18 protein-coding genes are annotated in these 23,290 nt (G+C 57.2%); 7 read left to right on the top strand and 11 right to left on the bottom strand.

Annotation, left to right across the window (positions count from 1 at the left end):
- Positions 1-51 precede the first annotated feature (51 nt).
- The 5 genes from ACR0AK_RS17125 to ACR0AK_RS17105 all read left to right on the top strand — a co-directional run bounded on the left by ACR0AK_RS17125 (position 52) and on the right by ACR0AK_RS17105 (position 8,323).
- Positions 52-1,038: a 2-hydroxyacid dehydrogenase gene (locus tag ACR0AK_RS17125; RefSeq protein ID WP_480794531.1), complete on the top strand. Its 987-nt coding sequence runs from the start codon at positions 52-54 to the stop codon at positions 1,036-1,038.
- A gap of 67 nt (positions 1,039-1,105) precedes the next feature.
- A complete protein-coding gene (ggt, locus tag ACR0AK_RS17120) occupies positions 1,106-2,899 on the top strand; it encodes a gamma-glutamyltransferase (RefSeq protein ID WP_480794233.1) in 1,794 nt (597 codons plus the stop codon).
- Positions 2,900-2,923: 24 nt separating this feature from the next.
- A complete protein-coding gene (locus ACR0AK_RS17115) occupies positions 2,924-4,330 on the top strand; it encodes an FAD-binding oxidoreductase (protein ID WP_480794232.1) in 1,407 nt (468 codons plus the stop codon).
- Positions 4,331-4,430: 100 nt separating this feature from the next.
- On the top strand, positions 4,431-5,678 hold the full coding sequence (locus ACR0AK_RS17110) for a hypothetical protein (protein ID WP_480794231.1): 1,248 nt from the start codon (positions 4,431-4,433) through the stop codon (positions 5,676-5,678).
- 137 nt (positions 5,679-5,815) lie between these two features.
- Positions 5,816-8,323, top strand: coding sequence for a GcvT family protein (locus ACR0AK_RS17105; protein ID WP_480794230.1), 2,508 nt, complete (start codon positions 5,816-5,818; stop codon positions 8,321-8,323).
- 37 nt (positions 8,324-8,360) lie between these two features.
- Here the strand turns inward: ACR0AK_RS17105 and ACR0AK_RS17100 are convergent, their stop codons facing one another.
- The 3 genes from ACR0AK_RS17100 to ACR0AK_RS17090 all read right to left on the bottom strand — a co-directional run bounded on the left by ACR0AK_RS17100 (position 8,361) and on the right by ACR0AK_RS17090 (position 10,482).
- A complete protein-coding gene (locus ACR0AK_RS17100; protein ID WP_480794229.1) occupies positions 8,361-8,696 on the bottom strand; it encodes a carboxymuconolactone decarboxylase family protein in 336 nt (111 codons plus the stop codon).
- 68 nt (positions 8,697-8,764) lie between these two features.
- On the bottom strand, positions 8,765-9,418 hold the full coding sequence (locus tag ACR0AK_RS17095; protein ID WP_480794228.1) for a DUF938 domain-containing protein: 654 nt from the start codon (positions 9,416-9,418) through the stop codon (positions 8,765-8,767).
- On the bottom strand, positions 9,415-10,482 hold the full coding sequence (locus tag ACR0AK_RS17090) for an NAD(P)/FAD-dependent oxidoreductase (protein ID WP_480794227.1): 1,068 nt from the start codon (positions 10,480-10,482) through the stop codon (positions 9,415-9,417). Before ACR0AK_RS17090 ends, ACR0AK_RS17095 begins: the two co-directional genes overlap by 4 nt.
- 180 nt (positions 10,483-10,662) lie before the next feature.
- Between ACR0AK_RS17090 and ACR0AK_RS17085 the strand changes: the two genes are divergently transcribed.
- Complete coding sequence (locus tag ACR0AK_RS17085; protein ID WP_480794226.1) at positions 10,663-11,067, top strand: hypothetical protein; 405 nt, start codon at positions 10,663-10,665, stop codon at positions 11,065-11,067.
- 3 nt (positions 11,068-11,070) lie between these two features.
- Positions 11,071-12,303 carry an HlyD family secretion protein gene (locus ACR0AK_RS17080; protein WP_170560350.1) on the top strand — a complete coding sequence of 411 codons (1,233 nt, stop codon included), beginning with the start codon at positions 11,071-11,073 and terminating at the stop codon, positions 12,301-12,303.
- Between the two features lie 42 nt (positions 12,304-12,345).
- Here ACR0AK_RS17080 and ACR0AK_RS17075 read toward each other — a convergent pair whose 3' ends face one another.
- From ACR0AK_RS17075 to xdhA, 8 genes are all read right to left on the bottom strand, one after another.
- Positions 12,346-13,713 (bottom strand): MFS transporter, encoded by a 1,368-nt coding sequence (locus ACR0AK_RS17075; protein ID WP_480794225.1) that lies wholly within the window; start codon positions 13,711-13,713, stop codon positions 12,346-12,348.
- A gap of 166 nt (positions 13,714-13,879) precedes the next feature.
- The gene (locus ACR0AK_RS17070) at positions 13,880-14,953 is read right to left on the bottom strand and encodes a BMP family ABC transporter substrate-binding protein (RefSeq protein ID WP_170560346.1); all 1,074 of its coding nucleotides are present in this window, start codon (positions 14,951-14,953) and stop codon (positions 13,880-13,882) included.
- Between the two features lie 35 nt (positions 14,954-14,988).
- On the bottom strand, positions 14,989-15,909 hold the full coding sequence (locus ACR0AK_RS17065) for an ABC transporter permease (RefSeq protein ID WP_480794224.1): 921 nt from the start codon (positions 15,907-15,909) through the stop codon (positions 14,989-14,991).
- Between the two features lie 3 nt (positions 15,910-15,912).
- On the bottom strand, positions 15,913-16,995 hold the full coding sequence (locus ACR0AK_RS17060; RefSeq protein ID WP_480794223.1) for an ABC transporter permease: 1,083 nt from the start codon (positions 16,993-16,995) through the stop codon (positions 15,913-15,915).
- Between the two features lie 63 nt (positions 16,996-17,058).
- Positions 17,059-18,576, bottom strand: a complete 1,518-nt coding sequence (locus ACR0AK_RS17055) for an ABC transporter ATP-binding protein (protein ID WP_480794222.1) — start codon at positions 18,574-18,576, stop codon at positions 17,059-17,061.
- Positions 18,573-19,508 (bottom strand): xanthine dehydrogenase accessory protein XdhC, encoded by a 936-nt coding sequence (gene xdhC / locus ACR0AK_RS17050; protein WP_170560338.1) that lies wholly within the window; start codon positions 19,506-19,508, stop codon positions 18,573-18,575. The genes ACR0AK_RS17055 and xdhC overlap by 4 nt, the downstream gene beginning before the upstream one ends.
- Complete coding sequence (gene xdhB, locus ACR0AK_RS17045) at positions 19,508-21,910, bottom strand: xanthine dehydrogenase molybdopterin binding subunit (protein WP_480794221.1); 2,403 nt, start codon at positions 21,908-21,910, stop codon at positions 19,508-19,510. Before xdhB ends, xdhC begins: the two co-directional genes overlap by 1 nt.
- On the bottom strand, positions 21,907-23,268 hold the full coding sequence (gene xdhA / locus ACR0AK_RS17040; protein WP_480794220.1) for a xanthine dehydrogenase small subunit: 1,362 nt from the start codon (positions 23,266-23,268) through the stop codon (positions 21,907-21,909). The genes xdhB and xdhA overlap by 4 nt, the downstream gene beginning before the upstream one ends.
- Positions 23,269-23,290 lie beyond the last annotated feature (22 nt).

Raw genomic sequence — 23,290 nt, 5'->3', positions numbered from 1 at the left:
CGCCACGATGACATGGCGCGCGAAGGTTTGCAAAGCAGTGGGAGTGCAGAGGTGTCAAGAGAACGTCTGAGTGTTGTCGTTACGCGACGGTTGCCCGAGGCGGTTGAAACCCGGTTAAGCGAATTGTTCGATGTGCAGTTGCGCGACGATGACAGTCCGATGACCCGCGAAGAATTGGTTGAGGCCGTGAAATCTGCTGATGTTCTGGTGCCAACCGTGACCGATACGATAGATGGAGGCTTGCTGGGGCAGGCGGGTGAAAACCTGCGCTTGATCGCGAACTATGGGGCGGGTGTCGACAATATCGACGTCGCGACCGCGCGACAGCGGGGTATTTTAGTGTCGAATACACCGGGCGTTCTGACCGACGACACGGCGGATATGACCATGGCGTTGATCCTTGCCGTGACTCGCCGAATTCCCGAGGGTCTGACCGTCATGCAGCAAGGCGATTGGGCAGGTTGGGCGCCTAATGCCTTGTTGGGTGGGCGTATCGGCGGGCGGCGCCTAGGTATTCTGGGCATGGGGCGTATCGGTCAGGCCGTGGCGCGCCGCGCCAGCGCTTTTGGTATGCAGGTGCATTATCATAACCGCCGCCGACTTCGTCCTGAAACGGAACAGGAAATGGAGGCTACGTATTGGGAAAGCCTCGACCAGATGGTTGCGCGGATGGATGTGATATCGATCCATTGCCCTTCCACACCGTCGACCTTCCACTTGATGAATGCGCGGCGACTAAAATTGCTGAAACCGACAGCCGTTATCGTCAATACGTCGCGGGGCGAGGTGATTGATGAAAACGCGCTAACCCGCCAGATACGCTCGGGTGATATCGCGGGGGCGGGGTTGGACGTCTACGAACACGGAACGGATGTGAACCCACGACTGCGGCAGTTGCCGAACGTGGTGCTACTGCCTCATATGGGGTCGGCCACGCTGGAGGGCCGGATCGAAATGGGCGAGAAAGTTATTATAAATATCAAGACTTTCGAGGACGGTCACCGCCCGCCGGATCAGGTGGTGCCGGCAATGCTTTGATGAGGCGTTTTCCGTGGTTTGATGCGGGCAGTGCCAATTTACATACGCAAATTTTCAGGAGGACACTATGAAACGAAGTCTGATTTCGGGAGTGTTTGTGTCGGCGATGGCGCTGGCCGGGTCATCGGTTGCTCAGGAAACGGCAGATGCGGTTGCGCCAGAAGGTGCGTCCGAGGGGCAGGTGCAAGGCCTTACCGAGGAAGTCGTTGCTGCGCTTGAAGCCAAGATGGCAGGGCAGCCTGTCACCTCCGAGAACTGGATGGTCGCAGCGGCAAATCCGCTAGCAGTCGAAGCAGGTGCGAAAGTTCTACGTGCAGGCGGGTCGGCGGCTGATGCTATGGTTGCCGTTCAGGTTGTACTCGGATTGGTCGAGCCGCAGTCGTCCGGGCTTGGTGGCGGTGCGTTTCTGGTCTGGTATGACGCTGCAACTGGCCAGTTGACGACACTGGACGGGCGCGAAACGGCTCCGTTGGAAGCAGATCACCGGCTATTTCACGATGAGAACGGTGAGCCGCTGAAGTTCTTTGATGCGGTTGTTGGTGGCTTGTCGGTAGGCACGCCCGGAACCCCGGCCTTGCTGGAAGAGGCGCACCGGCGTTGGGGCCGCAGCCCTTGGCCAAGCCTGTTTGCTGACGGCATCGCTTTGGCTGATGACGGTTTTCTGGTTTCTCCTCGCCTTGCTAGCCTGGTCGAGAAGGATGCCGATCGACTATCGCGTTTTCCTGTTACCGCCGAGTATTTTCTACCTGACGGCAAACCACTCGCGCAGGGGCAACGCCTGACCAACCCGGATTATGCTGAGACACTGCGGATATTGGCCGAAGAAGGCTCGGCCGGATTTTATGGCGGTGAAATTGCAGCTGGGATCGTTAGTACTGTGCGTAATGCCGAAGGCAACCCGGGCGTTTTGTCGGGAATTGATCTGGCGCTGTATCAGGTGATCGAGCGTGAACCGGTTTGCGCGTCCTATCGGACCTATGAGGTCTGCGGCATGGGCCCGCCATCTTCAGGTGCACTGACCGTCGGGCAGATATTGGGGATGCTGGACGGTTATGATCTGGCGGCAATGGGTCCCGAAGATGTAAACACCTGGCGCATGATCGGGGATGCCTCACGTCTGGCTTTCGCAGATCGCGGCCGTTACATGGCCGATCATGATTTTGTTCCCATGCCAACGCAGGGCTTGGTCGATCCTTCTTATCTGTCCGACCGCGGCGCGCTGTTAGGCGGCGAAGCGGCCCTGACAGAAGTGGCACCGGGCAATCCGGAATTTGACCATGCGTCAAACTGGGCCGACGATGTTTCGATCGAGTTGCCGTCGACGTCGCATATTTCGATCGTTGATCAATATGGCAACGTTCTGTCCATGACGACGACGATTGAGAACGGGTTTGGCTCTCGGCTGATGACAAACGGATTTTTGCTGAACAACGAACTTACAGACTTCTCGTTCAAAACACACAGTAACGGTGTGCCAATTGCCAACCGGCTGGAGCCAGGCAAACGTCCGCGTTCGTCCATGAGCCCGACAATTGTCATGCAAGACGGCGCGCCTGTTCTGGCTATCGGATCGCCGGGGGGCAGCCGTATCATCGGCTACGTTGCCAAGTCGATCATTGCCTGGGCGGATTGGGACATGAATGTGCAGCAAGCCCTTTCACTGCCACATCTCGTAAATCGCTTTGGCACTTATGATGTCGAAGTGGGAACCGCCGCCGAAGGGTTCTCGGACCCGCTAATCGAGTTGGGTTTTGAAGTGAACCCGCGCGACCTGACTTCGGGCCTGCACGCGATTGAGATCGGCGATGTCCTGGTCGGCGGCGCCGATCCACGTCGTGAAGGAATTGCGTTGGGCGAATAGCCCAGCGAACCATAGGAGACTGACATGGTACAGGCAGTTGCTTTGCCGCGAAACGAAGTGGGGATTGAGGCAACTGTCGGCATCCTGAAGCAAAAATTTGGTGACCGGTTGCAGACGGGGCAGGCTATTCGCGAACAGCATGGCCACACGACTACATGGATTGAAAACCAATTGCCGGATGCCGTGGTTTTTCCCCATTCCACGCAAGAGGTTTCCGAAATTGTAAAAACCTGCGCCACGCATAAGGTTCCGGTGATTGCGTTCGGTACCGGCACGTCGCTCGAGGGCCATGTGAACGCACCTGCTGGCGGTATTTCCGTGGACCTTACCCAGATGAACAAAGTCTTGGGTGTAAACCCGGGTGATCTGGATTGCGTTGTGCAGCCCGGTGTGACGCGCGAAGACTTGAATTCCCATCTGCGCGATCAGGGTCTGTTCTTCCCTATTGATCCCGGCGCGAATGCCTCGTTGGGCGGAATGGCGGCGACGCGGGCGTCGGGGACCAATGCAGTGCGCTATGGCACGATGAAGGACAATGTCCTTAGCCTTGAGGCGGTCATGCCTGATGGGCAAATCATCCGAACCGGGCACCGGGCGAAGAAGTCTTCGGCCGGGTATGACTTGACCCGACTGCTGATCGGGGCCGAAGGGACATTGGGTATCATAACCGAGCTCACCTTGCGCCTGCAGGGTATCCCCGAAGCGATCACCTCGGCCCGTTGTTCGTTCCCAACTGTGGACGCTGCCTGTCAGGCAGTCATGATGACGATCCAGTATGGCGTTCCGGTGGCTCGGATCGAGCTGCTGGATGAGATGTCGGTCAGGGCCGCCAACGCCTATTCTGGTCTGAGCCTGCCAGAAACGCCTCTGCTTCTATTAGAATTCCACGGGTCTGAAAATGGTGCGGTCGAGCAGGCCGAGACCTTTGGGCAGATCGCGGAAGAGTTTGGTGGGACCGATTTCGCGGCGACGTCAACGACCGAGGAGCGCAACAAACTGTGGCAGGCGCGGCATGACATGTATTGGGCCTGCCTGCAGCTGCGTCCGGGCGCGCGCGGTATTTCCACTGATGTCTGTGTCCCGATTTCGCGTTTGGCGGAATGTGTCACAGCGACTCAGAACAAAGCGCAGGAAATGGGTTTGATGGCTCCGATGGTTGGGCATGTTGGTGATGGTAATTTTCATAGTTTGCTGCTGATCGATATGCAAAACGAGGACGAGGTCAGCAAAGCTGACGAATTCGTCGGATGGCTGAATGATCTGGCGATCTCGATGGAGGGCACCTGCACTGGCGAACATGGAATCGGGCAGGGTAAACGTCCCTATTTGGTCAGGGAGCTTGGGCCGGGCGTTAAGTATATGGCTGCTATCAAAGCGGCACTGGACCCGGATAATATCATGAATCCCGGAAAGATTCTGCCAAACCCATAGGACCACGCATCCGCGGAATTTCCGCTTCCACGCCACAAGGGTGCCAAATTTTGCGGCTACCTTGGACTAAAGTGAGAAGTAAGAAATTTTGAGGTCAAAAATGGGCGCGCTAAGGTTCATTGGGTTTGCGTTAATTGTTGGTCTGGTTGTCGCGGGCCTTGACTATTTTCAGCAGGATAAAAAGTCGGGCGGTGGGCTTTCGATCAGCGGATACATTGAAACCATCTCGGCGCGGTTTGATCAAAGCCAAAAAGAGCGTGAGATTAAACAAGCGGCGCGTGAGCGCCAAAAGCTCTGGGACGCTGGTGCAAAATCGTATCTGCCATCGCCACCGGATGGTTGGGTGCAATATGCCCTGACCGATGCCGAGACCAAGGCAGTCTCCAGAGTCCTTTCAGAGTTCGGCCCAACGCCTCTTGTCAGTTCAATCAGCGGCCCGGCCGAATTGCTAAGGCTCAACACTGCCGGAAAAGATGGTGTGCTTCGTAAATTGGATGAGACAGGCACCGTTTACGAAAAAGCAGGCGAACTGGTCTGGCTGGATATTACGCTCAAGCCGCAAGCGGCACGAAACACAATGGCTGGTCTAGCGCTGAGCGCGCAGGATGCGTTTTTGGATGGGATGAAGGCTGAACAAGGCTATGCCGTGATCGATGGTGTAGCCTTCATCGAAACAACGGGCAATTTTCTGGATGACACCAAAGAGTCTAACTATCGCGCTTTCACTGGCCGTATCGGCTTTGATCAAGAGGTAGTCATTCGCCTTCACGCAGATGCCAGTGATGAGACGATCCGGGAGTTTCTTGGTATGGTCGATTATGCTGGCCTAAACGCAATGCTACCGCATCCAGCCTTGGTTGTTGGCAACGGAATCGAAGTCCCTCTGCTCCGACAGCCCGAGATCGCAGAAGAAATGCACGGTCTTTATGAAACGATGCAATTGGCGCAGCTTAAGATGGGTCAGGAAAAGCTAAAAAATCTGGATGTAACCGCGGTGTTGGTGAACACGTTGAGCAGTTCGGGTTTTAGCTCTGAGGGCGTCATGGACATAACCAATGGCGAAGTTTTTGAAAATCAGGAACTGTCGCAACTGTCTTACATTCGCACCCAAAACCTGCTGCTTGCATCCGCGCTGAGCGAGGCGGGCCCCGAAGTGGCCAGCACAGGTGGTATCGGTGGATTCCTAAAGGGGTTGATGAGCAAAGTGTCCCACACCAACGTTGACGTGGATGAATCCACGCCACAGGCCGCCCCTTCGCGCGAGGTCAAAGTCAGGAAGGGCAGCTCGGGTAAGTCAACTTGTGCAACTCTGGGCAGCAGCAAACGGTGTTCTGTCGGAGGCAACTGAAACCTTTGACAGCAAAAATTGACGATCTGCGCCATGCGCGGGTCGTTTTTTTTATATCACTGGTCGGATGAATGTCGCGCCGGGTCCTTCAAATGCGCCATATGGTGTCAACTGAATTCAAGGGGAGACGCCCGGTTATGAAAACCCAAGTCAAAGCACTGGTCGTTGGCGGCGGTGCCGTCGGCACCTCGATTGCATATCATCTGGCCAAGGCAGGCTGGGAAGATGTGATGTTGATTGAGCGGGACGAGCTGACATCTGGCTCGACCTGGCACGCAGCAGGCCTGTTGCCGCTATTCAACATGTCCTACGCGACGACCCACATCCACAAGTACTCGGTCGACTTTTACAAGCAGCTCGAGGAAGAAACCGGCCTGAACGCGGGTTTCGCCGTCGTTGGCAACCTGCGGATGGCGCAGACGCAAGAGCGCATGGACGAATACATGCTCTACGCGTCCACCGCGGAAACCTGTGATGTTGCATATGAGTGGCTGACACCGGAGCAGATCAAAGAGCGCTGGCCGCTGATCGAAACTTCGGACCTGAAAGGTGCGATCTACCACACCGAGGACGGCTACATTAACCCTGCCGACGTGACGCAGGCGATGGCCAAAGGGGCACGTCAGCGCGGTGTCGATATCGTGCGCAAGATGCAGGCCGATGCGTTCCATTGGAATGGCACCCATTGGGAAGTTACCTGCACCAAGATGGTCGAGAAGGGCGGCAACCTCGTTCCCTCAGACGAGCAGGTGGTAATCACGGCTGAGCATGTCGTGACCGCATCGGGCAACCACGCACAGCGCACCGCCAAAATGCTGGGCATCAAAATGCCCGCGATCCCAGTAGAACACACCTTCATCGTCATGGACAAAGACCCTGAGCTGGTCAAATGGCGCGAAGCTGGCAACCCCGAACACCCTGTTGTCCGGGATGCCGACAATGAATCTTACGCGCGCGAGGAACGTGGCGGCTGGATTCTGGGTATCTACGAACACGGCGCTCCTGCGCAGTTCGAACATGGTGTGCCGGACAGCTTCCGCGCCGATCTGTTCCCGCTGGATCTGGACCGGATTGCAGATCAGTACATGGCGATGGCCGAACGTGTGCCTTCCTGCGCCGAATCCGGTCTGAAAGACGATTTCAACGGCCCGATCTGCTACACCCCCGACGGCAACCCGCTGGTTGGCCCCGCACCCGGTCTGCGCAACATGTGGCTGGCCGAGGGCTTCAGCTTCGGTATCACCGCTGCGGGCGGCACCGGCTACTATCTGGCCCAAATGATGGTTGATGGCGAAGCTGAGATTGACATGGCCTCGCTGGACCCCAAACGTTACAGCAGCAACTGGATGACCACCGAGTTTGCGGCGCGCAAGAACGAAGAATGCTATGAGCACGTCTACATCCTCCACCACCCGGATGAAGAGCGTGAGGCGTGCCGTCCGCTGCGCACCGTACCGGCCTATGACCGTCAGAAAGCGCGTGGTGCCCAGTTTGGTTGGGTTAACGGCTGGGAGCGCCCGAACTACTTCGGTCCGCTGGATGCGCCCGAGAACTTCGACCATGACGCACGCTCGTTCCGCCGTGGTGGCTGGTGGCAATATGCAGTCGCAGAAGCCAAAGCAGTCCGCGAAGGCGTTGGCCTGATCGACGCGTCGGCCTTTACCAAGCATGTCGTCAAAGGCCCCGGTGCAACCCAGTTCCTGGATTGGTTCACCTGCAACAAGCTGCCCAAGGTCGGACGCATCAACCTGACTTACGCGCTGACCTCGCACGGCACCACCCGCACCGAATACACCATCGTCCGCAACGGCGAGAACAACTACTACATCGTCTCTGCCGGTGCCTGGACCGAATATGACGCCGACTATCTGCGCAAGGCGGCCGAGGACAAGATGGAGGAGTTCGGCTACATCGAGATCCAGGACGTGACCACTCAGTGGGGCGTCTTCGCGATCGCCGGACCCAAGTCGCGTGATGTTCTGAAAGAGGTCATCAAAGACGCCGATCCGGAAACCGCTCTGTCCAACAAGCGCTTCCCGTGGCTGTCGGCGCGCCAGATCGAACTGGGCATGTGCCCGGTCAACGCGATCCGTGTGGCCTATACCGGTGAACTGGGCTGGGAACTGCACCACCCGATCGAGATGCAGAACTACCTGTTCGACCTGCTGGAAAAAGCCGGTGAAAAGCATGGGATGAAGCTGGTCGGTGCCCGCGCCCAAAACTGGCTGCGGCAGGAGAAGTCCTATCGTGCGTTTGGCACTGAACTGGGCCGCGACGCGACCCCGTTGGAAGCCGACCTGCCGCGTTTCGTCGATCTGTCCAAGGACTTCTATGGCAAGGCCAAGCTGGAAGAGACCGGCGTGCGCGTGAAATGCTGCACCCTGCTGATCGACGGCCCGGACGATGCCGATCCGTGGGGCCGTGAGGCACTGTACACACCGGAAGGTGAGCGTGTAGGTCGTTTGACCTCGGGTGGCTACTCGGTGGCCTTCGAGAAATCCATCGGCATGGGTTACGTGAAGCCCGAGTTGGCGGTCGAAGGCACTAAGCTGAAGGTCAAGATTCAGGACAAATTGTGGGATGCGGTCGTGACCTGCGACAGCCCCTACGATCCGAAAAACGAAACTATCCGCAAGGACGGTTGATCAAACAAAGGCCCCGGAAAACTCCGGGGCCTTTTTGCTACGCGGATAACTCGTCAAAGCATTCCAGAGCTTTGGCGGCATACATCATCGACGGGCCTCCGCCCATTTGAATGGCCATGGCCAGAACGTCGGACACTTCCTCGCGGCCAGTTCCGGCTTTGACCAAAGCTTCGGTATGCAGAGTGATACACGGCTCGCAGCGGGCGGCAATGGACATGCCCAAGGCGATCAGCTCTTTGGTTTTGTAGTCTAGTGTACCGCCTTCTTTGACGGATTTTCCAAGCGCACCGAATGCACGCGCCGTATTAGGGATTGCTGCGTTGAGGTTGCGCAGATTGTTGCGCGTATCCGAAAGCTTCTCTTGCCAGTTCATTAGTGTTGGTCCTTTACATATATGTAACGTTGAATATGTGTAAGAACCTAGGCGGGCCTTGATTTCGATCAGGTGGCTCTTTTTTCAGTGACAAATGCCAGATTGTTGGCGGGCATCTCTACGATTTCAATCAAAGCCAGATTGCATTGACGCAGCAGTTCCAGAATTTCAACATCGCCCTTGTAACCGATCTCAGGGTCTTGCCGAATGAGCGCAGAGTGAAAGTTCCGATCGCCTTCGCTGGTTAAAATTCCAGCGCGCATGAACGGTCCGTAGAGAACAAGACGCCCGTTGGAATTCAGGGCTAGTGCGGCCTCGGTGATCATGGTCTTAGCTTCGGCCCAGCTGATCAGATGCAGCAGGTTTATCAACACGATCAGGTCCTGTCCGCCGTGGTGAGAATGCCAATCAGGTGTGGTCGCATTCAGCTCAATCGCAGGGGATACGTTCTCGATATTTTCTGCGTATGCGTTGATCGAGGCGCGCCGGTCCGGTTCAATCTCGCTGGGCTGCCAGTGAACGCCGGGCATCTTTTTGGCAAATGCCGCAACATGCTGACCCGTACCGCTGGCCAATTCCAAAGCTTTACCCGTCTTCGGCGCGAACTGTTCCAACAATTCACAAAGGGCAGCGGCATTCCGGCTGGCTGCTGGTGCTACCATCTTTCCCCCATCGGCCTCGGTCGCTACGCTGGCGTTCGAAGGGAGCTTGCGTTGGGTCATATACGGAGCCTTTCCGGTCTGAGCGCCGAAACGCTAATTGCATCCAGATCTGAAAGCGACCCTACCACTAAATCTGCCAACAGTTGCGACGCGGCTGGAGCCGTTTGAAAACCGTACCCGCCCTGCGCTGCCGACCAGATAAACGTCGGATCGGCAGGGTCAGGGCCCAGAACCAGCGTACCATCCGGCGCAAAACTACGGAGGCCTGCCCAGTTGGCTTCGACCCTTGTGACGGGCTCGGTCACGTGCTCTTCGTATCGCGCCAGACCTTCGGCCAGAACCATATCGTCCGCATAGGCATCATGAGGGAAGGTTGGGTCTGCTTCGCAAGGTGAAACGATTAGCTTTCCGGCATCCGGTTTGGCATACCAACCTTCGTTGACGCCCAACATCAGTGGCCAACCAGTCACGTCATGACCTGCAGGGGCGGGGATGCGGGCCATTGACCGGCGGCGAGGTTCTATACCGATCGGTGGGATGCCGGCCAAGGTTGCAATCTCATCCACCCACGCTCCTGCCGCGTTTACGACAGCCCTAGCCTCAAAAGCTTGCCCGGCATCGACAACCCAGTGCCCAGATTTGGTGATGTTTCTAACTTTTTGGCGGGGCAGCACCAGGCCGCCGTTGGCCCGGACCACACGTGCAAAATCTTGCATCATCCTGTCGGTATCGATGTCACAGGCCACGCTACTGGACGCCGCAAACCCAACGGTTCGTGGATTTAGTATTGGAACCCGCGAGATGGCCTCTTCGACCGAGATTTCTGAAAGAACAAGATCGGCTTGATCCTGAAGAAACTCATCTCGTTGATCATGCCCGGCGATCATCAACAACCCGCGTGGTGACAGGTAGCCATTCGATCGTAGATAAGCCTCGCTCGCTGCATTCAGGGCCATCACCGATGGTGGTCCGTAGCCCTTTTCGAACAACGCTGCCGATCGGCCGGAGGTGTGATATCCCAGCGCGTCTTCGGCTTCGAGGACGACGACATGTCCATGTTCGGACAGTCGCGCGCCTGCGCTTAAGCCGGCGATACCCCCACCGATGATCAGGAAATCGATCATGTTTGATACTCCGCTGGGGGCATACCCCTAAATGCATGGAAATGTGATCCGCTATCGTTCATGCGCAAAGCTTCGCATGCGTAACACTATTGGAAAAGAGGCGTAATTTCCGCAATGTAAACTTGAACCATAGAGATTGGCCTGTCTTTAGTGCGGCCAACATCGGAATCGGAGAAAAACGTGACACCGGCAGAGCTACACCCAATGGCCACGGGGCATATCCCCTCTTACGTCACGCAGGCGGATGGCAGTGACTTTTTGCTGACTTTCATGTTTATTTTTACCGTTCTGGTGATCGTGCTGATTGGCGTTGGCTATTTCACCCTGCATTCGATCCCTGAAAAAATCGCGCATGAATCAAACCACCCTCAGTTTCAGCTCGTGGGGATCCTGGCACTGTTGGCACTATTTACCCATAACGGTTTGTTTTGGGTAGCGGCCATTCTGGTGGCTGGCTTCCAGTTCCCGGACGTAGCGGCTCCCTTACGGGCAATTGCGGACGCGATCCGATCGCTGGGTAATAAAAGCACTGATAACCCCGCCGCCACAGCCCCTTCGCAGACCACCGCACAGCAGGAGCAGTAAAAAATGCTTGAGACACTGATGTGCGCGCTGGTCACCGTGCTGCCCGATTACCTGTTTCGTCGCTACGTACAGGGCAAACGCATAGGTCATGAAATCACGCTGTTCACCATGTGGTATGAACTGCGCTGGGGCCTGACCACCTGCGCCATTCTAGCGCTGACAGTGATCACCACGCTGTTTTACTTCCACCCTGCCAGCAAAACGGCGGCGTCCTATTTCCGTACGGTGACGATCCTGCCACAGCTTGGCGGGCGTGTGTCCGAGGTTTACGTCACCAACAACCAAATGGTTGTTGCGGGGCAGCCAATTTTCCGGATCGAGGATTTTACCCAGACGGCACAGGTAGAGGCCGCACATGCGCAGATTGCGCAAGTTCAAGCCTCACTGAAAGTAGCCGAAACCGATCTGGCCGAAGCCGAGGCAGGTATCGCTGGTGCGCGTGCTGCATTGGATCAGTCACTTGAGGATCTGGAACGTAACACCACCTTGCGCGACGAAGGTTCAAGCGCAGTGCGGTTGGCCGAAATCGATCGTCTGGAAAACCTTGTTGCCGAGCGTGAGGCGCAGCTGACCGCGTCGCAATCCCGCCGTGCCGCAGTCGTGCAACAGATCGAGGAACTGATCCCCGCCCAGCTAGCCAGTGCTAATGCACAACTTGATGCGGCGCTAACCGAGTTGGACAAAACAGTAGTCATCGCTGGTGTGACCGGTCGCGTTGAGCAATTTGGCCTTCAGGTGGGCGACTATGTTAGTCCTTTGCTGCGACCTGCTGGTATTCTGGTTCCGTCAAACTCGGGCCATGACCGGTTTCAGGCTGCGTTCAATCAGATGGCCGCTCAGGTCATCAAACCGGGCATGATCGGAGAGCTGGGTTGCATGACCAAGCCCTTCACTGTCATCCCGATGGTTGTGGTCGAGGTGCAGGATGTCATCCCGTCGGGCCAGATACGCCCCACGGATGAGCTGCGCGATGTCCAGGCCAACAAGGTGCCCGGCTCGATTTTGGTCTATATGGAGCCGCTGTACAAAAACATGGCCGATGACATACCGCCCGGCAGCAACTGTCTGGCCAATGTCTACACCGATAACCATGAACGGCTTGAGCATGAAGATCTGGGCTTCTGGCATGCCGCCGCCTTGCATGTGATCGACACAATCGGTGTTGTTCATGCTGCTGGCTTGCGCTTGCGTCTGATCCTGATGCCGGTGAATACGTTGGTTTTGACAGGGCATTGATCCATTCAAGCGCTTTGATTTCAGACCCGGCCTGCGTGAGGTCTAAACCGCTGGGCGGTTGGTTTTGTTATCTGACGCAAGGGACTCGTAAGCAAAAGCGAGAACGCAGGCAGCGAACGCCGCAACGAAACAGAAAACCAGAGTGAACGAGCCGGTTATGGCAAATACCGAACTGCCCAGGGCCATCCCGACGGTACCGCCCAGCAGCTGAAATGTCATCGAGATGCCGCTGGCCTGTCCGTGCAGAGCTTGCGGTACCGTTGACATGATGGCCCGCCTTGGGGGGACAAACAGAAATGGCACGCAACAACCCCAAAGGAAGTAGCCGATATAGATCAGCGCGGCGATGTCTAAATGCATTCCCAGTGCGACAACAAGTATGGCGATCGTACCCAGCGCTGTACCGGTCAGAGAAGGGCCGCGTGAGCCAAATTTGTCTGCAAGTTTCCCCGCCATTGGGGCAATGAAAATCTGCGGAAAAGCGATCGGCAACAGGGCGACCCCAGCAGTCAGCGGTGAAAACCCGAGCTTTGATTGAAAGTAGGACGCGCCGAACACGAACAAAGTAATCTTGCCGAATTGTGCGGTGAACAGGATCATGTTTGAAGCAGCAAACCCGGGGCCAGCAAAAAGGGATATGGCAATCAGAGGCGATGTTGCCCTCTGTTCGACGCGGATAAACAACAACAAAAACATAAAACCCGCTGACAGGGCCACAAGAACTTCGGGCTGTGCCCAGCCTCTGTCCGGGCCCTCCATGACGCCAAACACAATAGCCGCTAACCCCGTCACCAGTAGAATTAGGCCTTTCAGGTCGAACTCGCGCTCCCGTTGGTGTGGCGGATCCCGCCAGAAAGCCCATGCGACCAGAGCGACCACAAGCACGATTGGGGGGTTGACCCAGAAGATCCAGCGCCAAGACAGATATTCGGTCAGAACGCCTCCAACCAGTGGACCCATTGACAGGAATACTGTCCCGATCCCGCCATATAAACCTAGTGCCAGCCCGCGTTCGTTTTCGTCAAAAGACTGGATCAGAACCACCAGCGACAGCGGGAAAATCAGTGCTGCACCGATGCCTTGTGCGGCGCGCGCTGTTAGCAGTTCAAATCCGCTTTCGGCAAACCCTCCCAGCGCAGAGGATAAGCCGAAAATCAATAAACCCGCACTGAGCAAAACACGAATGCCCAGCACATCGCCCAATCGCCCTGCTGCGCCGGCAAAACAGGCCAACACCAGCAGATAGATATTCACCACCCAATGTGCTTCCAACAGAGACAGGCCAAGCTCATCGCGAATGGTTGGAAGCGCGACGCTGACGACCGTTTCGTCCAGCAAAATAACACCCAAGATGGCACCCATCGCGCCGAGTATCCACCAGCGGCTGTGGTCTTGGGCTTTGATCTCCATGAGATTTTTACGTTTCGTGTTTAGACAGGTAAAACATTAACCCCATCAGGTCCGTCGTGCCGGCACTCGTCAAGACAGTATTTAGTTAAGGTTAGGCGAGATGCTCGCATACAAACGAAAAAGGGCCAGCCTAGTGGCCAGCCCTTCAGCGTGTTCGTGTAAAGGTTTACTGCGGAATTTCGCCTTCCAAACCTTCAATGTAGAAGTTCATGCCTGCGAGTGTACCGTCATCGGCGGTTTCGCCTTCAGCCAACCAGTCGCTGCCGTCCTGCTTTTTGATCGGGCCGGTAAAGGGGTGATACTCACCCGCAGCCATGGCGGCCTTCAGCGCCAGCGCTTCTTCTTTGACATCGGCCGGAACGGCATCGGAGATCTCGCCGATTGCAACCATGCCTTCGCGGATGCCGTCCCATGTGTTGGCGGTTTCCCATGTGCCGTCCATGACGGCCTGAGTACGTGCGATGTAGTAGGGGGCCCAATCATCGATGATCGATGACACGCGCGGGAACGGAGCGTATTCGCTCATGTCCGAGGCCTGACCAAAGGTGACCACGTTGCCCGCTTCTTGCGCAGCTGCCTGCGGCGCTGTCGAGTCGGTGTGCTGCAGGATCACGTCCGCGCCCTGTTCGATCAGAACCGAAGCCGCGTCAGCCTCTTTCGCCGGATCAAACCAGGTGTAGGCCCAGATGATCTTGAACTCGACATCCGGGTTTACCTTTTTGGCGTGGAGGTAGGCTGAGTTTATGCCACGGATCACTTCGGGGATCGGATAGGAACCGATGTAACCGATGATGTTCGACTTGGTCATTTTACCGGCGATGTGGCCCTGAACTGCGCGACCTTCGTAGAAACGTGCCGAATAGACCGAGACGTTGTCGGCAGTCTTGTAACCGGTCGCATGCTCGAACTTAACGTCCGGGAACTTCTTGGCCACGTTAATGGTCGGGTCCATGTAGCCAAACGAGGTGGTAAAGATCAGGTCAGCGCCTTCCAGCGCCATCTGCGTCATCACACGCTCGGCGTCCGGGCCTTCGGGCACGGATTCGACGAACACGGTCTCGACCTTGTCGCCAAAGTGATCTTCCACGGCCAGGCGGCCTTTGTTGTGCTCATAGGTCCAGCCACCGTCGCCGACTGGGCCGACGTAAACGAAGCCGACCTTGGTTTTGTCTTCGGCCATGGCGCCTGTCGCCAGGCCCAGCGCCATGGCGGCACTTGCCAGAAGTGATGTGAATTTCATGTGGTTACTCCCCAAGTTGGTTCAATTGGCCCCGTCTAGTGCGAGGCGTGGAATGTCCGGCCCAGTGAGGCAGGTGCGCTGCTCTTGTCGGCCGAAAGGATCACAAGCACAAGGATCGTGATGATGTAGGGCGACATTGCCAGATACTCGACTGGAATAGCAACGCCCGCTGCCTGCAAATTAAGCTGCAACACTGTGATTCCGCCAAACAAATAAGCACCTAACAGGGCGCGCCATGGTTTCCATGATGCAAACACCACCAGCGCAAGGGCAATCCAGCCAACACCAGCGGTCATGCCCTCGGTCCACTGCGGAACACGGATCAGGCTGATATAGGCCCCACCAAGGCCCGCGCAGGCACCACCAAACAAGATCGCCAGGATACGGATCTTGATGACCTTGTAGCCAAGAGCATGCGCCGCGTCGTGGTTTTCACCTACCGCTCGCAGGATCAGACCAACGCGGGTGTATTTCAGCGTGGCCCAGACTGCAGCCGTTAGTGCGATGCCGACATAGAGGATCGGGTCGTGTTGGAACAGGATGGGGCCGATCACCGGGATATCGCTGATCACCGGGATATGGATGTCTCCCATACTGGGCGGTTTGACGCCCACGTAGCCTTGCCCAAGCAGGGCACTAAAACCAAGACCGAACAGGGTCAGGGCTAGACCACTGGCCACCTGGTTTGCCAGCGCAATTTGCGTAAGCAGGACGAATAGCAGGGACAGCACCGCGCCACCAATGGCCGCCGCGATGAAGCCAAGCCAGGGCGATCCTGTTTCGACCGAGATTGCAAAGCCGCTGATCGCACCGACAATCATCATACCCTCGACGCCGAGGTTCAGAACGCCAGCCTTTTCGACGACCAGCTCTCCGATCGCGGCCAGCAGAAGGGGGGTTGCGGCGACCATCAGCGAGGCCACCAGAAGTACGGGGTTGATTTCACCTAGATCCATGGGTCACGCCACCTCGTTACGAGCCGCACGGATGCGGTAGTTGGTCAAAAGATCAAAGGCCAGCAGGAAGAACAGAAGCATGCCCTGAAAGACTTGGATGGCTGCGGCAGGCAGGCCCAGCTGGGACTGCGCAATTTCACCACCGATGTAAGTCAGCGCCATCAGGCCACCAGCCAGCAGGATGCCCACCGGATGCAGGCGACCAAGAAAGGCTACGATAATCGCGGTGAAGCCATAGCCAACGTTAAAGTCGATGCTGACAACGCCGGAGGGGCCAGAGACCTCGAACATTCCCGCCAAACCGGCCAACGCACCGGACAGACCCAGACAGAACAGGATCAGCCGCGCCGGGTTCACACCCGCGAACTTCGCGGCCCGAGGCGCTTCACCCGTCAGACGAATGTGGAAACCCAGCATGTGACGGTTCAGCAGGATGTAGGCAAATATCACAGCGATCAGCGCTGTTACGACACCCCAATGCATCCCAGACCCTGCGATCAGCTCGGCGTTATATGCGCTTTCGTAAGATTGCAGGTTTCGCGAACCGGGAAAGCCGAACCCTTCGGGGTTTTTCAGCAGACCCAATGAGACAGACGCCAGCATCTGCTCTGCCACATAAACCAACATCAGCGAGACAAGGATCTCGTTTGTGCCGAAACGCACTTTTAGAAACGCCGGGATGGACGCCCACAACCAGCCGCCAAATGCGCCAGCGATCACCATGATGGGGAAAATGTAGAACGCGTCCAGAGGGTAAAAGGCCAGGCCAGCTCCGGCGCCAAAGATGGCGCCCATGATGTATTGCCCTTCGGCCCCAATGTTCCAGATACCGGCGCGGAACCCCAATGACAGGCCAATCGCGATCAGAACCAGCGGCGCGCCTTTTACCAACAACTGCGGGCGATAGTAGAACGCGAACTCGCCAAACAGCGGTTCCCAGAAAATCGTTCCAATGGCCTCGATCGGGTTCTTGCCCAATATGGCGAACAGGATGCCGCCGAAAACCATGGTTGCCAGCACGGCCACCAAAGGGGTCGCGTAGGACCACGCTTTGGACGGCTGCGGCCGTTTCTCCAACACAATCACTTGCTCATCCCCCCAGCATTTTCATTTTTTTGTAAGTATTTTCGCGGAAGGCGGACTGACGCATCAAACATGAGCCACCTCCATTCCGTGCGCGCCACCCATCATCAGGCCGATCTCGTCCACCGTTAGTCCTGTGGTTGTTCGCGGTGCGCTTAGCCGGCCTTCATTGAGCGCCGCAAAGCTGTCCGAGATCTCCATCAGTTCATCTAGATCCTGAGATATGCAGATGACTGCGGTACCTTTGGCAGCAAGATCCAGAATGGCCTGACGGATCGAGGCTGCGGCTGCGGCGTCCACTCCCCATGTCGGTTGATTCACAACCAATACGTCAGGGTTTTGCAGGACCTCACGTCCAATGACGAATTTCTGCAGGTTACCCCCTGACAGAGATCGTGCGGCGTTTTCCGGCCCGGGCGTGCGAACGTCAAAAGCACTGATAATTTTTTCAGCAAAGCTTTTGGTTTCTGTCCATTTGAGGAAGCCATTGTTCTCAAGCCCTTCTCGAACCGATCCGGTCAGCAAGGCGTTTTCGGTCAGGCTCATGTCGGGGGCGGCCGCGTGGCCCAAACGTTCCTCTGGCGCGGTCAGAACGCCCAGCTTGCGGCGCGCCGTCGGTCCCAGTTTGCCGATCGGCTGATCATTGAATTTGATCGCGTCCGGCGCAGTGACTATTTCGCCAGACAGCACCCCCAGCAATTCGTCCTGCCCGTTGCCGGCGACGCCGCCGATGCCCAGAACCTCGCCCTTACGGACGGTCAAATGAACGTTCTTCAGCGCAGTTCCGAATTCGGATGGTGACGGCACGGATAATCCGCTGACATCCAGCGCAACTTCACCAAATTCACGGCCGGACCGCTCTGGTGTTTGCAAGGTCGAACCCACCATCATCTCGGCCATGTCGCGGGCCGAAGTCTCAGACGGAACGCATTCGCCGACATTCTTGCCCAAGCGCAGGATCGTGGCGTGGTCGCAGAGTGTACGGATTTCTTCCAGCTTGTGCGAGATGTACAGGATCGAGGTACCCTCGGACCGCAATTTATTTAGCGTTTCAAATAGGATATCCACCTCTTGCGGCGTCAGAACCGATGTCGGTTCATCCATGATCAGCAGCTTTGGGTCCTGCAGCAGACAACGGATGATTTCGACCCGTTGGCGTTCGCCGGCAGACAAGTCGCCGACGGTGCGATAGGGATCCAGCGGCAGGCCGTAGGTTTCCGACACTTCACGGATACGCGACGCCAGATCGCTCATGGCTGGTGGATTTTCCATACCAAGCGCGATGTTTTCGGCAACGTTCAGCGCGTCGAACAGCGAGAAATGTTGGAAAACCATCGCGATCCCGTCAGCCCGCGCAGCACGGGGCTCTGGTGGGGCAAATGCCTGCCCACGCAGCAGCATGGTGCCGCTGTCTGGCTTAACCAGACCGTAGATCATTTTCACCAGGGTCGATTTGCCGGCGCCATTTTCACCTAGCAGAGCGTGAACCTCACCTTCGCCGATGTCAAAGGATACCTGATCATTGGCCACGACGCCGGGATAGGCTTTGGTCAGCCCTTGTAAGCTTAGAAGTGGAGTGGTCACGCGCTCAGGTCCTTCTTTATTTCAGTTTGCCGGGCAGGGCGCAAAATCTCTGCCGCGACACCAACTGCGATCATCTGCGGGTGTTTGCCCAAGGTTGGATCTCCGATTGGGCAGGTGATCCGACTTATCCGCTCGGGCGCATGTCCCAAAGCGGCCAACCGGGACCGGAACCGCGCCCACTTCGTAGCCGAGCCAATCAAGCCCGCAAAGCGGAAATCGTGCAAAAGCAGCCTGTTGCACAGTTCCAGATCCAGATTGTGTGAATAAGTAAGCACAAGATGTTCGGCATCGCGCGGCGCGTGGCGAACAAGCTCGGTTGGTTTGGTCGCCGGTAAAACGGTCACGCTGTCTGGCACGTTATCCGGAAAACGATCAATTCCTGTATCAACCCATGTGATTGAGAGATCGGGCAAGGGTGACAGAACGTCAACCAAAGCCCGGCCAACGTGACCGGCACCCCAAATCCACAGATTGCGCGTCGGTTTGTGAACCGGCTCGACCATCCAACCGTCAACCAGCTGCGGTTCGGGCGCAACACCCTGACCCCGCGCCTGCGACAACAAGCGCTTGACCGTCAGAGGCATATCACCACCCGACGCCGAGCGTGCAATGACTGCATCATCCAGCCGGTTGACGGCTTCCAGGTCATAGATTTCACTAAGTAAAGTTACCGCGCCGCCGCAACACTGGCCCATATCCGGGCCGAGCGCATGGTGGGTTTGGCGCGCAGGTGCAATCTGAGATCGGGCTGCTTCCGCCGCCTGATACTCCAGAGTGCCTCCGCCGATGGTTCCGTTTTGCCCGTCCTCCCAAACAAGCATCGCGGCCCCGACTTCGCGCGGGGATGATCCCTTGATTCCGGCAATAACCACCCGGATCACACGCCCATGGGTTTTGACCGCCTCCCTCAAAGCCTCTAGGTCAAATCCCATCAGGTTCCTCCTCTTACCCTTTGGACGCCGCGCCAGACCTCTTCGGCCGTGGCGGGGGCGTCCAATGCTGGATAACTGTCTCCGCAGGCGGCCACCGCATTTGACAGGGCAAGCCATGCGGATATGCCCAGCATGAACGGCGGCTCGCCTACAGCCTTGGAACGATAAATCGTATCTTCCCGGTTTTCGCCGCTCCACAGAGCTACGTTGAAAACGTCGGGTCGATCCGAGCAGGCGGGGATCTTGTAGGTCGACGGCGCATGTGTACGCAGGTTGCCCTTGCCATCCCAGACCAATTCTTCGGTGGTTAGCCAGCCCGCACCTTGCACGTATGCACCTTCGACCTGCCCGATATCCAATGCAGGGTTCAGTGACGCGCCTGCGTCATGGAGAATATCGGTGCGCAGAATGCGGTTTTCGCCGGTCAGTGTGTCGATCGCCACCTCGGTGATCGACGCACCATAGGCAAAGTAGAAAAACGGACGGCCCCGACCTTTGATCCGATCCCATTCGATCTTCGGAGTCTTGTAAAACCCTGTCGCGGACAGACTGATCCGACCCTGATAGGCCAGTGCGGCGGCTTCGGCGAACGTATAGCGTTCTTCTCCGACCGAGACATGACCGTTCGAGAACGTCACAGTCGATGGGTCAGCCTGATGCCGCTCCGCCAAGTAGTCTGCCATGCGGTCACGGATTGTGTCACAGGCTGCCTTGACGGCCATTCCGTTCAGGTCACTGCCCGAGGACGCCGCCGTAGCGGATGTGTTTGGCACTTTGGCCGTATCTGTCGCGGTGATCTTCACTAACTCCAGTGGAATGCCAAAGCGAGAGGCTGCGACCTGTGCAACCTTTTGGAACAGGCCCTGACCCATCTCAGTCCCGCCGTGGTTCAGGTGAACCGAGCCGTCCTGATACACATGCACCAGCGCACCGGCCTGGTTTAGATGAGTCAACGTGAACGAAATACCGAACTTGACCGGAGAAAAGGCGATGCCTTTCTTGATCACGCTATTTTCGTCGTTCCATTTCTGGATAGCAGCCTTACGCGCAGTATAGTCACTGGATTGCAGCAGTTTGGCGGACATGCCGTGCAGTTCGAAATCACTGACCTCCATCCCATAAGGCGTGGTGTTGCCGCCAGCGGGCAGGGGACGGACAGGGGCATTGCCCATCTCAACCGCGCCGCGACTGGTCAGATCCTCATGTGGATCAGGATGACCCAGCGGTTTTTCCTCGAACCTCTGGTCAGCCGTCGCATGCGCAGGTTCATAATAATTTCTGCGGCGCAGCTCGACCGGGTCTAACCCGAGTTCGTAGGCGGCGTGATCCATCACGCGTTCGATCCCGACCATCCCCTGGGGTCCGCCAAACCCGCGATACGCGGTGGCGGATTGGGTGTTGGTCTTCAGCCGATGGCTCTCGATCCGAGCATTCGGCAACAGGTACGCGTTGTCCGAATGCAGCATCGCACGGTCGGCAACAGGCAACGAAAGGTCCTGTGCCCAGCCGCAGATCGCATGATGCAGGAAGGAGACGCCCTGAATGTGGCCGTTTTCGTCGAAACCAGCCTTGTAAGAGATGCGGAACGCATGACGTTTGCCAGTGATGATCATGTCATCGTCGCGGTCGTAGCGCATCTTGCAGGCCTTGCCGGTCGCACGTGCTGCGACGGCACAGGACACGGCCAGAGCGTTGCCCTGACTTTCCTTGCCGCCGAAACCACCGCCCATCCTGCGGGTCTCGACTCGGATCGCATGCATGGGAACACCCAAGGCATCGGCCACTTTGTGCTGTATTTCAGTCGGATGCTGGGTTGAGGAATGAACAAGCATGTCCGCGCCTTCGTTGGGCACGGCCAGTGCGGCCTGACCTTCCAGATAGAAATGCTCCTGCCCACCCAGCTCAAATCCGCCTTCGATTATATGCGCTGACGCAGCAACGGCCGCATCCGCGTCACCCTTAGCGTAGATACGCGGGCCGTCTTCGAACCGGCTGTCGGCGGCCAACGCCTCTTCCACGGTCAGGATCGGCGTTTCCTCGGCGTAGTCGATCTGGCCCAAGCGAGCAGCCTTGCGCGCGGCCAGATGGCTATTGGCGATCACAAGAAAAACCGGTTGGCCGATATAGTGGATCGTGCCATCCGACAACAGCGGCTCGTCATGGATCGAGGGGGAGACGTCATTGGCAAAGGGCAGATCGTCTGCTGTCATCACCATGACGACCCCATCCGCAGCCTTTACTGCTGACAGATCCATAGACGTGATCTTTCCCTTGGCAATCGGGCTGAGACCAAAGGCCAAATGCAACGTTCCTTTGGGTGTTGGAATGTCATCCACATACCGGGCCGTCCCAGAAACATGCAGCGGCGCTGCGTCATGGGGGAGAGGTTTGGTCACGCTCATGCCTTCACCTCCAGCACGTTCGTGATTTCGCCGTGGTCTTCAAGGAAATATCTCTCAAGCATCGCCTTAGCGGTTTCCAACCGGTAGCTGGCCGAGGCTCGCATGTCCGACATAGGCGTAAAGTCGTCCGCAAAAGCGGGTAGGGCCGCTCTAACGGTTTCGAGCGACCAAGGTTTGCCAATTAATCCGGCTTCGACATTAGCGGCGCGCTTGGGAATGCCGGACATGCCGCCGAAAGCAATGCGCGCGTCTGCAACGGTGCCGTTCGAGACCGCAATGTTGAAACACCCGCATACAGCCGAGATATCCTGATCGAACCGCTTGCTGAGTTTATATGCTTTCAGGCGATCTTCCTGACGCGGAAAGCTGACCGCTTCAACAAATTCGCCCGGTGCGCGGTCCTGTTTGCCATAGTCGATGAAGAATTCGTCCAGGGGCATTGATCGGCGCTCGTCACCTTTGCGCAGATGCAGCGTTGCGCCCAGTGCGATCAGAGCAGGTGGGTTATCTCCTATGGGCGAACCGTTAGCGATATTGCCACCGACTGTCGCCGCATGGCGCACCTGAACGCTGGCGTAACGGCGGATCATTTCAGAATAGGACGGGTGTAGGTCAGCTAGTGTTTCGCTCATGCGGTTCATATCGACCATTGCGCCAAATCTGACTTCATGGTTCGTGACCGTGATCTCTTTCAGATCTTCGCAGCGGTTCAGAAAGATTACAGGGTCCAGATCGCGCAACTGTTTGGTCACCCATAGTCCCACATCGGTCGCGCCGGCGACCAGAGTGGCGTTCGGGTGTTCAGCATAGACTTTGGCCAGTTCGTCGGATGAGCCGGGCAGCATCGGCGAGGATGCCTGTGTCGCGACAGGCTTGTCCTTTACCCAAACCGGCACCGGTTGCTCTTCAACTGCCGCGGCAGCCCGAATGATTGGTGCGTAGCCGGTGCACCGGCACAGGTTCCCGGCAAGCTGCGTGTCATGATCCGTCGCTCCGTTCGCGTGGCTCGCAACCATCGACATTACGAAACCGGGTGTGCAAAAGCCGCATTGTGAACCATGCAGATCCACCATCGCCTGTTGGACCGGATGCGCCTCGCCATTGGGGCCACTTGCGCCCTCGACTGTGCGCACTGCTTTGCCGTGCAGCTGCGGCAGGAACAGGATGCACGAATTCAGCGCCTTGTGCCCGCTCTCATCGGTCACCATGACTGTGCAAGCCCCGCAATCGCCTTCGTTGCAGCCTTCCTTGGTGCCGGTCAGGTCGCGATCCTCTCGCAACCAGTCCAGCAGGGTCGCTGTCGGATCGACATCCGCCAGTTCCACTGTCTCTCCATTCAGAAGAAACGTGATATTCATTCGAGAAACCCGTCGCCTTACC

This window comes from Ruegeria sp. BI12, assembly GCF_056537985.1.
The sequence above is the reverse complement of the archived record's forward strand: the minus strand, read 5'-3'. Positions and strand labels throughout refer to the sequence as shown.